The following is a 13,224-nucleotide window of genomic DNA, read 5'->3' as shown; positions in this document are numbered from 1 at the left end:
GGCCCCCTACACGTCAGGCCGAGCAGTGGTGCTTCTTGTTCCAGGCCGTGACAGCGGCGACCGGGCTCTTCTGGCCCTTCTTGCGCCACGAGGTGAGGTACGTGGCAGGCCACACCACCCCGCGCCGGACCTTCCAGTCGCCCTTGCCGGCGCACGGCGGCGAGATGCCGTAGTGCAGGTGGCAGACCCCGCTGGAATTGCCCGTCTTGCCGACCTTGCCGAGCTGCTGGCCCGCCTTGACGCGCACCCCCGCGCGGATGCCCGGCAGCACCGAGCTCAGGTGCGAGCCGTAGTAGCGCACGCCGTCGTCGCCGCGGATCGACACGAACAGGCCGCCGTTGTACGGGCCGTCGGGGGAGCCCTTCACGTACCGGTCCTTGAGGCTGATCTCCAGCACGACGCCGCTGGTCGTGGCGACGACCGGCTTGCCGCAGGCCGCGAAGATGTCCGTCGCCGGGTACTTCGCATGGGTCGGGTGGAACGCCACGTTCGACGCGGAGACCGGGAAGACGTACTTGGCCTTCGCCGCCGTGGTGACCTTCGCCGTCGTGGTGGCAGCCGGCTTCGGGGTCGCCGAGGGGGTCGGCGCCGGGCTCGTCGACGGCACCGGATTCGTGGTGACGTCCGCGACGGGGCTCGGCTCAGCCGCCGTCGCGGTGGCCACGGTCGTCGGCTCGACGGCGGCCGGGGCCGCGACGGCCGACCCTCCGACTCCTCCGCCGGAGCCGCATGCGGCGAGTGACAACACGGTGACCAGGGCAAACGTACGGCGTACAAGCATCGCGACATGGTGCCAGACGATCTCTCGCGCCGCTGACCCGTGACTGCTGGCTAGGCTGGTGGAAGTGCCGGAGTGGAGGAGGTGATCATGGCCGAACGGCAGGGCCCCTGGCCCGTACCGGCGGCGCAGTCGCATCCCTCAGGGCTGTTTCCGGGGCTGCCGCCACGGCCGGTCTACCGCGAGCCGCATCCCGTCGCCGCCGGGCCGGTGCTGGCCGGGATCGGCGCGACCGTGCTCTGGTTCGTACTGTTCGGCAGCCTCAGCCGTGACCTGCTCACCTACGCCTGGTGGACCGTGCTCGCCGCGGTCTCGGCCTGGGCCGTCGCCGCCGCGCTCACCGTGCTCGGTGACCGGGGCGTGGCCGTGGGCGTCGCCGTGACCAGCGGGTTCGGACTGTCCATCGCATCGATCTTCGTCGCCGCACGGTGGATCACCACGGGCGACTGGCCGATGTGGTGAGCCTGGCACCGGCGAGCGGCCATCTGACCGGACGTGCACCCACTGTGGCTCTGCGTACTCTCCCTTGACGAACGTCGCCCCGGTCGGCAACCTCGGCTTCATGGCCCACGTACCGCAGCGGCTCGACCCTGATCGTCGCCGTCGCCGGCTCGAACTGTTGGCCGCTCTCGCCGACGCCAAGACGGCACGTGAGAGCGCCCGGCCGGAGCGTCTGCGGGGGGCGCGACTGCGCGACCTGATCGCAGTCCGACGCCGCCTCCCGAACTGAGTTGTTCACCATTCGGGGCGTGGCGCCGTTGCCACGCCGCCGTTGCCGCTACCGTCAGGCGCTGAAGACGAAGTCGCGTGGGGGGAAACGTGTCGACTTTTGCTGCCGCCGTCGCCCGGGGCAAGAACGGTTGGATGGCGTCGGAGCTGGAACTGTCCGGCCTCGCCGACATCGACGAGGTGGCGGACCGCCTGCGTGACGTCGAACCCGACGCCCCGCTGGCGCTGCTGTTCGTCGAGGCCGACGACGAGTATCTGGTGATTCTGCGCCTGGACGAGGGGGAGGATCTGCGGGTGTTCGGGTCCGACTCGGCCTTTGCCGAGGAGTCCCGGATCGGGGCGCTGCTGCTCGGCGACATCGAGGCTCCGGCGTTGGAGATCGACGAGCTGGCCGCGCCCGCCCCGAGCGACGACGACGCCGAGAAGCCCGCGGTCGATCCCGACGCGGATCCGGTGGGCGACGCCGAGCTCTTCTCCGACCTGGGCATCAGCGCGCACAACCTGCTGTCGCTGTGCGGCCTGGAGGGCATGCTGCCCGCTGACGTGACCGCCGAGATCTGCCAGCGGCTGGGCTGCGGCGACGAGGTCGAGGAACTCCGCGAGGCGTGAGTCTTGCTCCTCGTCCGGAGCACGCGGCGTGGATGAGCCGTGCTCTTGAGGTGGCGGCCGCGTCCGGGGCGGACGTACCCGTCGGCGCCGTGGTCTACGACGCCGACGGGCGGGAGCTGGCCGCCGCGGGCAACGAACGTGAGGCGACCGGCGACCCCACCGCGCACGCCGAGATCCTCGCGCTGCGCCGGGCGGCGGCCCGGGGCGGCGAATGGCGCCTGGACGGCTGCACGCTGGTCGTCACGCTGGAGCCCTGCACGATGTGCGCCGGCGCGCTCGTGCTGGCCCGGGTGTCCACCCTGGTCTTCGGCGCCTGGGAGCCGAAGACGGGCGCGGTGGGCTCGCTCTGGGACGTCGTGCGCGACCGCCGCCTCAACCACCGCCCCGACGTGTACGCCGGGGTGCTGGAGCAGGAGTGCGGCGCGTTGATGCGCGACTTCTTCCGGCCCTGAGCCCGTCCGGTCGCGGGTCAGGCGGCCCCGGCGATCGCGGTGTCCAGTCCGATCTGCACCATGTCGGCGAAGCCCTGCTCGCGCTCCGCGGTGGTCATCCGCTCCTCGCGCGTGATGTGGTCGCTGACCGTCAGGATGGTGAGCGCGCGGGCGCCGTACCGGGCTGCGGTGGTGTAGATCGCCGCGGACTCCATCTCCACGGCGAGGACGCCGTACAACGCGAGCTTGTCGTACAGGTCCGGGCGGTCGGAATAGAACGCGTCCGCCGCCATGATCGGGCCCACCCGCAGCGGCACGCCGCGACCCTCGGCCACCTCCGCGGCCGTACGCAGCAACCCGAAGTCGGCGACCGGGGCGTAGTCGACCAGCCCGTCGAACCGGACCCGGTTCATGTTCGAGTCCGTGGCCGACCCGATCGCGGCGACGACGTCACCGAGCTTCAGGCTGTCGACGATCGCTCCGCAGGACCCGATCCGAATCACGGAGCGCACCCCGTACTCGGTGATCAGCTCGTGGGTGTAGATCGACGCCGACGGCATCCCCATGCCGGTGCCCTGGACCGACACGGGCACCCCCCGCCACGTCCCGGTGAAGCCCAGCATCCCGCGGACCTGCGTGTAGCAGACCGGGTCCTTCAGGTACGTCTCGGCGATCCACTTCGCCCGCATCGGATCCCCGGGGAGCAGGACCCGCTCAACGATGTCGCCCGGCTGCGCGCCGATGTGCACACTCATGCCCTTGATCCTGCCAGGCGGCGGCGCGGCCGCTGGGGCTGGCCACCGGAACTGCCGAGGTCACGGCGCACCGGGGCGACCCGGCGGCGCAGTGGGCGGGGGGTCGGGTAACCTACTTCGCGGTGGTGTGTCCGAGCGGCCTAAGGAGCACGCCTCGAAAGCGTGTGAGGGTGCAAGCCCTCCAAGGGTTCAAATCCCTTCACCACCGCCACTGAACAGGTGAAACGCCCGGCATGCTGCCGGGCGTTTCACCGTCTCAAGATCAATCGTCTCAGTTTCCGTCTCAGTTCATCGCCGTACGGGCGCACCGGCCGCGCCGTCGTCGTCCCCCTCCGGGTCGTCCGACGGCGCCCACAGCAGCCCGTGGACGCGCCGGGCAACCTTACGAGCGTAGGGTCGACTGATTCCGGCAAGCCAGATCGTCAACGACCCGTCACCGTGTGAACTGAGTGCCTCCGTCATGGCAACCGCAGCCGCCAGACAGGCGGACGCCCGTCTCAGTTGTCGTCTCGTTCGTCCTCGTTCAGAGGAGTTCGGGGGCACCCGTCTGGCGCCTTCCGCCGCAGGTCATGAACGGACATAGACTGTGCCGTACGGGGGGTGGCAGACCTCGAAAGCGTGTGAGGGTGCAAGCCCTCCAAGGGTTCAAATCCCTTCACCACCGCCATCAGCAGGGCCGACGCCCGGTGACTCCCCGTGAGTTGCCGGGCGTCTCTGCGTTCGGTGCCGGTCTGGGAGGGGTGCTGTGTGGTGAGCGGCGGATTCGGTCTCGTCGTGCGGTTCGGGCTGCGCGATCCGGAGGCTGCGGCGGGCTTCGATGCGCTGGTGGCGCGCACCCTCCCGGAGATCGAACGGCACGAGCCAGGCACCCTGGCGTACATCGTGCATTCCGTGCCGGGCGAGCCCCTGGCTCGGGTCTTCTACGAGCTGTACGCCGACCGCGCCGCCTTTGACGCTCACGAGCAGCAGCCACACGTGACCCACTTCCTGACGGAACGTGAGCAGTTTCTGAGCGACGTGGAGGTCACCTTCCTACAGGCCGTGACCGGCAAAGGCGGGCTTTAGGGCTCCTGACGCTCGATGTGAAACAACTCACAACACGATACGTGTTGAGCACGATTTGACTCTCAGTCACCTCGGCACTGTCTTTTCGGCCGAGGTCCGGCGCGTAGGCGACTCGTACGGTTGCACCCGATTCGCACCCCACCCGCAATCGTGACCGGAGCCTCGATGCAGTCGTTCCATCCCTCCCGCGCACGCCGCGCCGCGGCCATGATCGCCGCCGCGGCGGCCGTGCCGACCGCCCTGACCGCGATGGCCCACCCCGCCGTCGCCGCGGACGGTGACGCCCCGGCCTACACCCTGGCCTCGACCGTGAGCCCGGCCCCGCTGCGCGCCGAGGAGTGCGCCGCCGACCCCGCCTGTGTGCTGGCCCCGGCCCCGCGCGGCGGCGTCGCCGACGACTATGCCGCGCTGAAGCAGGCCGTCGACACCGCCGCTACGCGCGTGCGGGCGGCCGTCGTGGCCGCCGACGGTACGGTCGTCACCCCGCCGACCACGTCGACCGTGCTGCTCGCCCCCGGCACCTACCGCCTCACCAACGGCCTGAAGTTGCCCCCGAACGTGAACCTGCGCGGCGCCGGCATCGCCACCACCAGCCTGGTCCTGGACCCGACGGTGAACTGGAAGAACTTCAACTACGGCTTCCTGGTGCGGCACAACGACAAGAAGGAGGCCGGCAGCGCGAACCTGGTCTCCGACCTGACCGTGAACGGCAACTGCCGTACCGGCGCGGGTGCCCCGGTGCCCGCCGACCTGCCGGGCCGTCCGGGCGAGGCCTGCGACTTCCGCGCGACGACCAGCGACAACACCGGCGGCGGGATCTCGGTCGGCGACCGCTGGACCGTACGCCAGGTGCGCTTCACCAACTTCGAGTACTTCAAGCTGTGGATCAACGGCATGAACGGCGTACGCATCGTCGACAACCGGTTCGACAACTGGGGCGGTGCGGAGTCCGACGGCGAGGACAACATCGGTGGTGGCGGCCGCAACGACGACACCGTCATCGAACGCAACCAGTTCGATGCGACGATCCGCGGCAACAGCTTCGACTTCACCAACGCGATCCGCACCACGGTGCGCGACAACATCGTGCACACCCGCCCCGCGGTGGCGGCGGCCCGCCACGAGCGCGAGTACGGAAACATGTACTTCGAGGGCGTCCAGGCCCCGACCGCGACCGGCAACACCCTCGAAGGTGCGCACATCTCGCTCACCTCGAACGCCAACTACGCGCACAGCGGGTCGAACAAGGACATCACCAACCCGCGCGACGCAGTGATCACCGGCAACCGCATCCTCGACTCCGCGAGCATCGGCGTGCTGGTCCGCTACGACGACTACAACGACGCCGACACCACCGCCGGGACGTTCGGCGGCTGGAACGACGCGAGCACCGACCCGGCCGACCACGTCGTGCGGGTCGGCGGCAACAACGTGATCCGGGACAACGTCATCGAGCGGCCCGCCCTGTCCGGCGTCATCGTCTTCGGCATGGCGCGGGACAAGGACGCCGCGGACACCATCGTCGGCAACCGCATCGTGAACGCCGGCTTCGGCGGCGCCACCACGTACAACACCGGCGGCGGCTGGTTCGACACCGCGGGCATCGGCCTCGGCGTCGGCCGCGGCGACTCCGTGTACGGCAACACGATCGTCGACGACCAGGCCCGCCCCACCACGTGGTACGGCGTCCAGCTCGGCGCCCGCAAGACCACGACCGCCCCGACCGACACGGTGCTCACCGGCCCGGCCGGCGCCGGCAACGACATCAGCGGCATCATCGCGGCGCCGGTCCGCAACGGCACCATCGCGCCCGAGGCTCCCGGCAACGCCGTGGCCGGCCCGAACGGCCTGACCTGGGACGAGTCGTACGCGACCGGGAACCCGATCGCCGGCTACCGCGTGTATCGGGACGGGGCGCAGGTCGCGGACCTGCCCGTGGGCAGCGAGACGATTCCGGGCAACCTTCTCGACGCCGACGCGGCGAGCCTCGAATCGGCCGCGGCCGGCACCGCCGGTTGGACCGTGGGCACCGCGTGCAAGGTGACCCGTACGGATGCTGCCGGTGCCGTGGGCGGGGCCTCGCTCGCGCTGACCGCCACGGGCAGCGGGCAGATCAGCACGTACAGCCGCAAGCTGGCGGCCACGGCCGGGACGACGTACACGTCGGTCGCGTCCTTCCAGGGCGGCAGCGGCACCACCGGGCGCAGGGTCCGGGCGGGGCTGGCGTTCATCGACGGCACGGGCAAGATCAGTCGCCTGGCCAGCGCGAACACGGCCACGGTGGACTCGACGACCGGCTGGATGACCAGCTCGTACTCGGCCGTCGCGCCGGCCGGGACGGTGTCGGTTCAGTCGTTCCTGATGGTCGAGAACGCGGTGGCCGGCGAGGTACACCTGCTCGACCGCCTCGGCCTGGTCACGGGTACGGCCACCGAGCAGTGGACGGACCCGGCGGGCACGGCCGGTCAGTACCAGCTCGTCGCGTACCGCGCCGACGGCGGCGAGAACTCGGCGGTCGTCACGATCCCCTGATCGCGCGCCTGACGGGTCCATCCTGACGGGACGGACTCAAGAACGCCTCACGCCCGGCTCCGGAGACAGGTAGTTTCTCCGGAGCCGGGCGTCGGCGTTGGGGGAGTCCCAGCAGATTCGTCGTTGATCACGCTCTGTGCGAATTCTTCCCCGCCCGGGCGGGGCCCCGCCGGGGCAGGCGGGCCTCCCATGGCCGTCCAATCATGATCAAAATTGCTGATCACATGCGGTGCGGACGACGGCACCGTTGCGGCGCCCGAGAGTCGATCTCCGCCACCTGCTCCGATTACAGAGAGTGCATGATGAGTGAACTGCCCTCACATACCGCTCACGCGCAAGGCGTACCGGCCAAAACCACCGGATCGGACAACCCAGCTCCAGCCTGGCAGCGAGCAATTTTCACAAATTTGCCTGGTCACAGCCGTCGATGTCTCCCCTAGGGTTGACCAGGTGAGAGTTGAGCAGCACTGGTGGAATGGCGACAGCCGGCTTGCGCGCCGGGATGTCTACGTCCGCACCGACGGCGAGCTCTGGGAGGTCGAAGCCCAGATGGGTGGCCCCACCGGAAAGTCGAAGGTGCAGCAGTGTCCAGGACGGGCCTCGGCCTTGATCCTGGCCGACGCGTGGCGTGGTCCACGCTGGAAGTGGCGCCAGCTTTAAGGGCGCCCATCATCCGGCTGCGCCGCACGTGCGCCAACCTCCGGCACAGCCGTACGTCATCGGGCCGGACCCCAAGCGGGGTCCGGCCCGATTGCATTGTCCCAGCGGACCGCGTTCGCTCGTGCCACACGTCGCCCGCACGGGGAACGGACCGGCTGTGCGCCGATGGAATCCCGATCGGGCCTAGCCTCGGAGCTCAGAGAACCGGGACGAAAGTGACTTTCATGCAGGCCACAGTGACTGATCATCGTTCTGACGTCGCCGTGCTCCGCCTGACCGGCGAGCTCGACGCCGACACCGCCCCCACCCTGCGCGCCAAGCTCGCTGAGCTGCTCGAGCGGCCGGTTCCCCGGATCGTCGTGGACCTCACCGACCTCAAGTTCTGCGATTCGATCGGCCTCAGCGCCTTCATCATCAGCAAGGAGGTGATCGCGGCGCGCGGCGGCTGGATGAGTTTCGCCGGGGCTAATCCGTTCCTGGTCCGGCTCATGGAGACCGTGGGCCTGAGCCGGTACTTCGCGATGTTTCCCGAGGTCGAGGACGCCATCGCGGCCGGTCAGCTCTAGCGCGCTGCCACCCGGCGAGCTCGTCAATCTGGAACCTTCCAGGTTCTGGACGAATGCCCCCTGACGGAGAAATCCGTACCGGTCGCTCCGAGGTGGTCGGTGGGTTTCGCTGGCGAACCAAGGGGAGAGCAATGATGCGTACGACGTAACGGCTGGCCGCGGCAGCTGCGGTCGTGGCGGCCACCGCCGCGGTGACCGTCGGTACGACCGCCACGGCCGCTCAGGGCGCAACGGTGCACGGCTGCCCGTCCGGCTGGGCCTGCGTCTAACTTCACGCCGATCAAGTCGGTCGCGCTCGTACCGTCGCTTTAGGCCGCGCCGCCGCGGGGTCGGGCCTGCGCGGGTGTGACCACCTCAGCCTTGCCGCAATCGCGCTCCGGTCCGGCGCATGATCCGTATGGTGGCTGTCATGGACGAGCCGCGGCGTGGACGGGTTGCGGTGCGGCGGGTGGGCGGAGACATGGCGCTGCTCATCGGCTTCGCGATCACGGTTCTCGGCGTCAGCGCCAACGATCTTCCTGCCCGGAGCTACTTCCTGGCCGGGTTCCTCGTCCTGCTGGGCATCGGGCTGCGGCTGGAGGCGGCGATCATCGAGCGCTCCAGCAGGTGAGGCGGCACCGAACCGAGGCACGACGCGCTGAGGGCCGGTCCCGACGGACCGGCCCTCAGCATGTGGCCCGCTCAACGAGCGGAGCGAGCGCGTACCTCAGGAGTTGGCGCGGACGGTGACCGTACCGATGACGATGTTGTGGTCCGAGCAGGCCTTGCCGCACTTGCTGGAAATGGCCAGCGAGTCGCCCTCGTAGCTGCCCTGAATACGGTTCTCCCGGGCGAAGATCAGGTCGATCTTCTTGGACTGGCCGCACAGCCCGTCGGTGTTGTCCGCCGTGCTGCCCTCGCCGTAGCCGGGGCAGCGGCCGTCGGTGTCGTCGAGCTCCCGGTAGGCGCCGGTGTTCTGGTCGTTGTTCGCGACGTTCAGGCTGGGCGCGTACCAGTCGTTGAGCCGCCCGTAGTTCGGCTGGGAGTTGAAGTCACCGGCGATCAGTACGGTGTCGCCGTCGGCCTCGAACGACTCCAGCCGCTGGCGCACCTCGGCCAGTTCCGTCTCGTTGATCTTCTTGCCGTTGATCACGTCGTTGGACGGCGTGATGTGGGTCGTGCAGAACCGGACCCGCGGGCCCTTCTCCAGGGTGGCGCAGAGCAGCTTGCGCGCCTCGGGCTTGCCGTCCGAGGACAGCGTGTAGCGGCCCGCCGGGCCGAGCGGGGCCTTGCTGAAGATGGCGAGCCCGAACGCTTCGCCCCCGCAGCCGTCCGAGCGGTGCGGTTCGAAGCGGGAGAAATTCTCGACGTCCTGCGGCCAGCCGGAGTTGCGCAGGTTGGCCTGCACCGCCTTGTACTGGCTCCAGCAGAGCTCGTTGAGGGCGGCGAAGTTCGCGCTGCGGTTGCGGATCGAATCCCCGATGACGTCGATCAGGCCGTCGGTGGCCGAACCCCGGTGGATCTTCCAGCCGGCCACGTTCCACGTCCACGCCGTGTAGGTCGCCGTTGCCGCCGCGTCGGCGGGCGCGGCGACGACCACCGCGGCCGATGCCAGCAGCAGCCCGAGCGCCCCGGCCACGATTGTTTTGATCCGCATGAATCCTCCCCGTTGGATGAGCGGAGGACATTCAACCATGATCAACGATGGCTCGGGGGCGTGGCCTGAGGTCCCCGGTAGCGATCCGCCCTGCCAGGGAGGTTTGCGAGCCCTCAACGGAGACGGAAAGTGAGACGGAAACGCTGAAGGCCGGTCCCGACGGGAACCGGCCTTGTGGCGTTTGGCCTGCTCAGAGAGCGGAGGATACGAGATTCGAACTCGTGAGGGTGTTAACCCAACACGCTTTCCAAGCGTGCGCCCTAGGCCTCTAGGCGAATCCTCCGTCGCACAGGATACAGAACCGGGCGGGCGCGCCGACGCCACCACCCTGGGTACCACCCCGAAGCGTTGGGTACGCTGGTGGACAGCCCCTCGTGCGGCGTGCATCTCGTGAACCTCCCCAGGGCCGGAAGGCAGCAAGGATAAGCGGGCTCTGACGGGTGCACGGGGGGTCTTTTCGTCTCCTGCGCCCCTCGCCCACGCCCGGCGGCGCGCGCCTCGGTCACCCCTGCGGGACGGCGTTTGGTGTTGTCACACCCTCGGCGGACAATGGCGCGGTCGAGAGGAGGCGGCAGGAGTGGCACTCGCGCTCTACCGCAAGTACCGGCCCCGCACCTTCGCCGAGGTCATCGGGCAGGAGCACGTCACCGAGCCGCTGTCGCAGGCGCTGCGCAGCGGCCGGTTGCACCATGCGTACCTGTTCTCCGGGCCGCGCGGGTGCGGCAAGACCTCCAGCGCGCGCATCCTCGCCCGCTCGCTGAACTGCGAGCAGGGCCCCACCCCGGAGCCGTGCGGCGTCTGTGCGTCCTGCCGGTCGCTGGCGAACGACGGCGCCGGCTCGATCGACGTGATCGAGATCGACGCGGCCAGCCACGGCGGTGTCGACGACGCCCGCGAGCTGCGGGAAAAGGCGTTCTTCGCCCCCGCCAGCAGCCGGTTCAAGATCTACGTGATCGACGAGGCGCACATGGTCTCGTCGGCCGGGTTCAACGCGCTGCTCAAGCTGGTCGAGGAGCCACCCGACTACGTCAAGTTCATCTTCGCCACCACCGAGCCGGAGAAGGTGCTCGGCACGATCCGCTCGCGGACCCACCACTACCCGTTCCGGCTGATCCCGCCGGCCGTGCTCCGGCCGTATCTGGCGCAGCTCTGCGAGGCCGAGGGTATCCAGGTGGAGCCGGCGGTCTTTCCGCTCGTCGTGCGCGCGGGCGGCGGCAGCGCGCGGGACACCCTGTCCGTGCTCGACCAGCTCATCGCGGGCGCCGGGCCGCAGGGCGTCACGTACGCGCGGGCGGTCGCTCTGCTGGGCGTCACGGACGGCGCTCTCATCGACGAGATGTGTGACGCGCTGGCGGCTGGGGACGGCGCCGCGGCGTATGCGACGATCGACCGGGTCGCCGAGGCCGGTCACGACCCGCGGCGCTTCGCCTCCGACCTGCTGGAACGCCTGCGCGACCTCATCGTGCTCCAGCAGGTGCCCGACGCGGTGTCCAAGGGCCTGATCGACGGCCCGGCCGACCAGCTCGAAGCGATGGGCGGGCAGGCCGGCAGGCTGGGCCCGGCGACGCTGTCGCGCTGCGCGGACATCGTGCACAACGGGCTCGTCGAGATGCGCGGCACCACCGCGCCACGGCTGCTGCTGGAGCTGGTCACGGCCCGGATGCTGCTGCCGGGCGCCGACGACTCGACCGGTGCCCTGCTGCAGCGGCTCGAGCGCATGGAACGCCGCATCACCCTGGGTGGCGATGCCGACCCCGTCCCGCCGACCGTGCGATCCGTCGCCGCGGCGCTGGACGATCGCCCTGCCGACGCGGCGCCGGATGATCGCCCTGGCGGCTCAGCACGCGATGACCGCCCCGCCGCGTCGACGCCGGTGGGGCCACCTGCCGCCGAGACGGGCGCGGGTTCCGGGCTGTCGGCCGCGCGGGCGGCCGCGGCAGCCGCGGGGCGCCGAGCCGGCGTGGCCCCGGGCAAGACCCCCCAGGTAGCCCGCGCAGCGGCCGACGCGCAGCTGGCCCCGGCCGAGGCGCCCCCGCCGGCCAGTCAGGCCGAGGAAACCGGCCACTCCGAAACGACCGGGCGATCCGAGACGACCGGCCAGCCTGTGCCGGGTGGCCAGCCCGTGCCGAGCGAGGAGCCAGTGGCGAGCGAGGAGCCAGTGGCGGCCGGTGGACCTGCGGCGCCGGGGTGGGCCGGGACCGACGGACCCGCAAACGGCGCTGCGGATTCGGCCGGAACGCCGGGACCGGAGCGTGCGGTGGGCGAGGTTGCCACGGCTCCCGTGGCGGACGGTCCGTCGGAGCCGTCCGCTGTGGTGGCGGACGCCGCAGCGACATCCGGGCTGCTCTCCGTGGAAGCGGTCCGTGAGGCGTGGCCCGAGATCATGACGATGGTCGGGCGGAAGAGCAAGAAGATCGCCGCGCTGGCCCAGGGGGCCAACGTTCGCGACCTCGACGGCCGGACGGTCGTGCTGACGTTCCGGTTTCCCGCCCACGCAAAGATGGTGGCCGCCGACCCGACGCTGATCTCCGACGCCTTGCACGAATCGCTCGGCGGGCAGTGGCAGGTCCGGTGCGACGTGGCCGGCGAGGCGGGTGGTGCCGCACTGGGCTCGGTGCCCGGTGCGTCCCGGCGCCCCGTGCCGAGCCAGGGGGGCGCCCGGCCGTCATCGCCCGAAGGCAGCCGGCCGCAGCAGGGCGGGGCCACCGACACGGGCGGTAAGCCGGATTCGGCACCCGCCCGGCGGCGCGAGTCGTCGCCCCGCCCGGCGCCGAGCGACGACGGCGACGACTGGCCGGAGCCGGCCCGACCAGGCGGGTCCGCGGCGCCGCCCGCGCCGCCGCCGAGCGCGGCCGAAGACCCCGGGGCCAGCAGACCCACGGGTCCTGGACCCGACGCGAGTGGCGGTCAGAACGCCGAGACCGCCGCGCCCGGCAAACCTGGCACGAGCGGTCTCCCGTCCGGCAAACCTGGCACGAGCGGGCCTCTGCCCGGCAAGCCTGGCGCGGGCGCCACTCCGTCCGGTGGACCTGGCGCGGGTCTTCCGCACGGCGGTGACCCGGCCGCGCCGCCGAAGAGCCGCGCCCCCGGCCGCACCCCCTCCGGTGGGCTCGCCGCCGCGCGGGCCGCCGCCGCGAACGCGGCGAAGTCCGGTGGCGCCCGTGTGGCGGCCGCCGCGGCGACCGGGACCTGGTCGGACGGGTCCCCCGCGGAGGAGCCGCCGTACGACCCTGAGTACGACGGCCCGGTCCGCGGCGCCCCGGCGTACGAGGGGTTCGACCCGGGCGACGAGCCGCTGGACGACGTGATCGACGAGAAGACGGCGCGGGAGAGCAGCGAGCAGCAGGCCATGCGGCTTCTGCAGGAGGCGTTCGGCGCGGAGAAGATCGGCGAGGTCTGACCGGGTAGTCCACGTCCGGGTTACGGTATGTCCGATCAGCGTGGTTATTCCACCAGGTGTGCC

Annotated in this window: 13 protein-coding genes, 2 tRNA genes and 1 other RNA gene; 12 read left to right on the top strand and 4 right to left on the bottom strand. The window is 70.8% G+C overall.

Annotated features, from left to right (window positions below; all coding sequences use genetic code 11):
• Positions 1–13 precede the first annotated feature (13 nt).
• Positions 14–781: a M23 family metallopeptidase gene (locus ACMCNK_RS20200; protein WP_412737954.1), complete on the bottom strand. Its 768-nt coding sequence runs from the start codon at positions 779–781 to the stop codon at positions 14–16.
• An 87-nt stretch (positions 782–868) separates the two neighbouring features.
• Between ACMCNK_RS20200 and ACMCNK_RS20195 the strand changes: the two genes are divergently transcribed.
• The 4 genes from ACMCNK_RS20195 (at position 869) to ACMCNK_RS20180 (ending at position 2,568) form a co-directional block, all read left to right on the top strand.
• Positions 869–1,240, top strand: a complete 372-nt coding sequence (locus ACMCNK_RS20195; RefSeq protein WP_412737953.1) for a hypothetical protein — start codon at positions 869–871, stop codon at positions 1,238–1,240.
• 64 nt (positions 1,241–1,304) lie between these two features.
• Positions 1,305–1,508, top strand: coding sequence for a hypothetical protein (locus ACMCNK_RS20190; protein WP_412737952.1), 204 nt, complete (start codon positions 1,305–1,307; stop codon positions 1,506–1,508).
• Between the two features lie 89 nt (positions 1,509–1,597).
• The gene (locus tag ACMCNK_RS20185) at positions 1,598–2,116 is read left to right on the top strand and encodes a tRNA adenosine deaminase-associated protein (protein WP_412737951.1); all 519 of its coding nucleotides are present in this window, start codon (positions 1,598–1,600) and stop codon (positions 2,114–2,116) included.
• On the top strand, positions 2,113–2,568 hold the full coding sequence (locus ACMCNK_RS20180) for a nucleoside deaminase (protein ID WP_412737950.1): 456 nt from the start codon (positions 2,113–2,115) through the stop codon (positions 2,566–2,568). Before ACMCNK_RS20185 ends, ACMCNK_RS20180 begins: the two co-directional genes overlap by 4 nt.
• Positions 2,569–2,585: 17 nt before the next feature.
• On the opposite strand, the gene deoD is transcribed toward ACMCNK_RS20180, so the two are convergent.
• Positions 2,586–3,302 carry a purine-nucleoside phosphorylase gene (deoD, locus tag ACMCNK_RS20175; RefSeq protein ID WP_412737949.1) on the bottom strand — a complete coding sequence of 239 codons (717 nt, stop codon included), beginning with the start codon at positions 3,300–3,302 and terminating at the stop codon, positions 2,586–2,588.
• 121 nt (positions 3,303–3,423) lie between these two features.
• On the opposite strand from deoD, the gene ACMCNK_RS20170 reads away from it, so the two are divergent.
• The 6 genes from ACMCNK_RS20170 (at position 3,424) to ACMCNK_RS20145 (ending at position 8,735) form a co-directional block, all read left to right on the top strand.
• Positions 3,424–3,513: transfer RNA gene (locus ACMCNK_RS20170), tRNA-Ser, on the top strand.
• A gap of 539 nt (positions 3,514–4,052) precedes the next feature.
• Positions 4,053–4,367 (top strand): putative quinol monooxygenase, encoded by a 315-nt coding sequence (locus ACMCNK_RS20165; RefSeq protein WP_412737948.1) that lies wholly within the window; start codon positions 4,053–4,055, stop codon positions 4,365–4,367.
• A 165-nt stretch (positions 4,368–4,532) separates the two neighbouring features.
• Positions 4,533–6,899 (top strand): hypothetical protein, encoded by a 2,367-nt coding sequence (locus tag ACMCNK_RS20160; protein WP_412737947.1) that lies wholly within the window; start codon positions 4,533–4,535, stop codon positions 6,897–6,899.
• Between the two features lie 450 nt (positions 6,900–7,349).
• Positions 7,350–7,559: a hypothetical protein gene (locus tag ACMCNK_RS20155; RefSeq protein ID WP_412737946.1), complete on the top strand. Its 210-nt coding sequence runs from the start codon at positions 7,350–7,352 to the stop codon at positions 7,557–7,559.
• 236 nt (positions 7,560–7,795) lie between these two features.
• Positions 7,796–8,125: an STAS domain-containing protein gene (locus tag ACMCNK_RS20150; RefSeq protein ID WP_412737945.1), complete on the top strand. Its 330-nt coding sequence runs from the start codon at positions 7,796–7,798 to the stop codon at positions 8,123–8,125.
• A 409-nt stretch (positions 8,126–8,534) separates the two neighbouring features.
• Complete coding sequence (locus tag ACMCNK_RS20145; protein ID WP_412737944.1) at positions 8,535–8,735, top strand: hypothetical protein; 201 nt, start codon at positions 8,535–8,537, stop codon at positions 8,733–8,735.
• Between the two features lie 96 nt (positions 8,736–8,831).
• On the opposite strand, the gene ACMCNK_RS20140 is transcribed toward ACMCNK_RS20145, so the two are convergent.
• Both ACMCNK_RS20140 and ACMCNK_RS20135 read right to left on the bottom strand, forming a co-directional pair.
• The gene (locus tag ACMCNK_RS20140; RefSeq protein WP_412737943.1) at positions 8,832–9,761 is read right to left on the bottom strand and encodes an endonuclease/exonuclease/phosphatase family protein; all 930 of its coding nucleotides are present in this window, start codon (positions 9,759–9,761) and stop codon (positions 8,832–8,834) included.
• Positions 9,762–9,959: 198 nt separating this feature from the next.
• Positions 9,960–10,044: transfer RNA gene (locus ACMCNK_RS20135), tRNA-Ser, on the bottom strand.
• An 80-nt stretch (positions 10,045–10,124) separates the two neighbouring features.
• Here ACMCNK_RS20135 and ffs point away from each other — a divergent pair.
• Together ffs and ACMCNK_RS20125 are read left to right on the top strand one after the other, a co-directional pair.
• Positions 10,125–10,221, top strand: an RNA gene (ffs, locus tag ACMCNK_RS20130) — signal recognition particle sRNA small type.
• Between the two features lie 117 nt (positions 10,222–10,338).
• The gene (locus ACMCNK_RS20125; protein WP_412737942.1) at positions 10,339–13,161 is read left to right on the top strand and encodes a DNA polymerase III subunit gamma and tau; all 2,823 of its coding nucleotides are present in this window, start codon (positions 10,339–10,341) and stop codon (positions 13,159–13,161) included.
• Positions 13,162–13,224: the final 63 nt, after the last annotated feature.

The sequence above is a fragment of the Krasilnikovia sp. MM14-A1259 genome (assembly GCF_047159535.1).
In the GTDB taxonomy this organism is placed as follows: domain Bacteria; phylum Actinomycetota; class Actinomycetes; order Mycobacteriales; family Micromonosporaceae; genus Actinoplanes.
Note: the sequence above shows the minus strand (reverse complement) of the source record. Positions and strands in the feature narration are given on the sequence as shown.

Coding starts and splice junctions, on each gene's coding strand:
- ACMCNK_RS20200 (WP_412737954.1), bottom strand. CDS start 781: ATGCTTGTACGCCGTACGTTTGCCCTGGTCACCGTGTTGTCACTCGCC.
- ACMCNK_RS20195 (WP_412737953.1), top strand. CDS start 869: ATGGCCGAACGGCAGGGCCCCTGGCCCGTACCGGCGGCGCAGTCGCAT.
- ACMCNK_RS20160 (WP_412737947.1), top strand. CDS start 4,533: ATGCAGTCGTTCCATCCCTCCCGCGCACGCCGCGCCGCGGCCATGATC.
- deoD (WP_412737949.1), bottom strand. CDS start 3,302: ATGAGTGTGCACATCGGCGCGCAGCCGGGCGACATCGTTGAGCGGGTC.
- ACMCNK_RS20140 (WP_412737943.1), bottom strand. CDS start 9,761: ATGCGGATCAAAACAATCGTGGCCGGGGCGCTCGGGCTGCTGCTGGCA.
- ACMCNK_RS20145 (WP_412737944.1), top strand. CDS start 8,535: ATGGACGAGCCGCGGCGTGGACGGGTTGCGGTGCGGCGGGTGGGCGGA.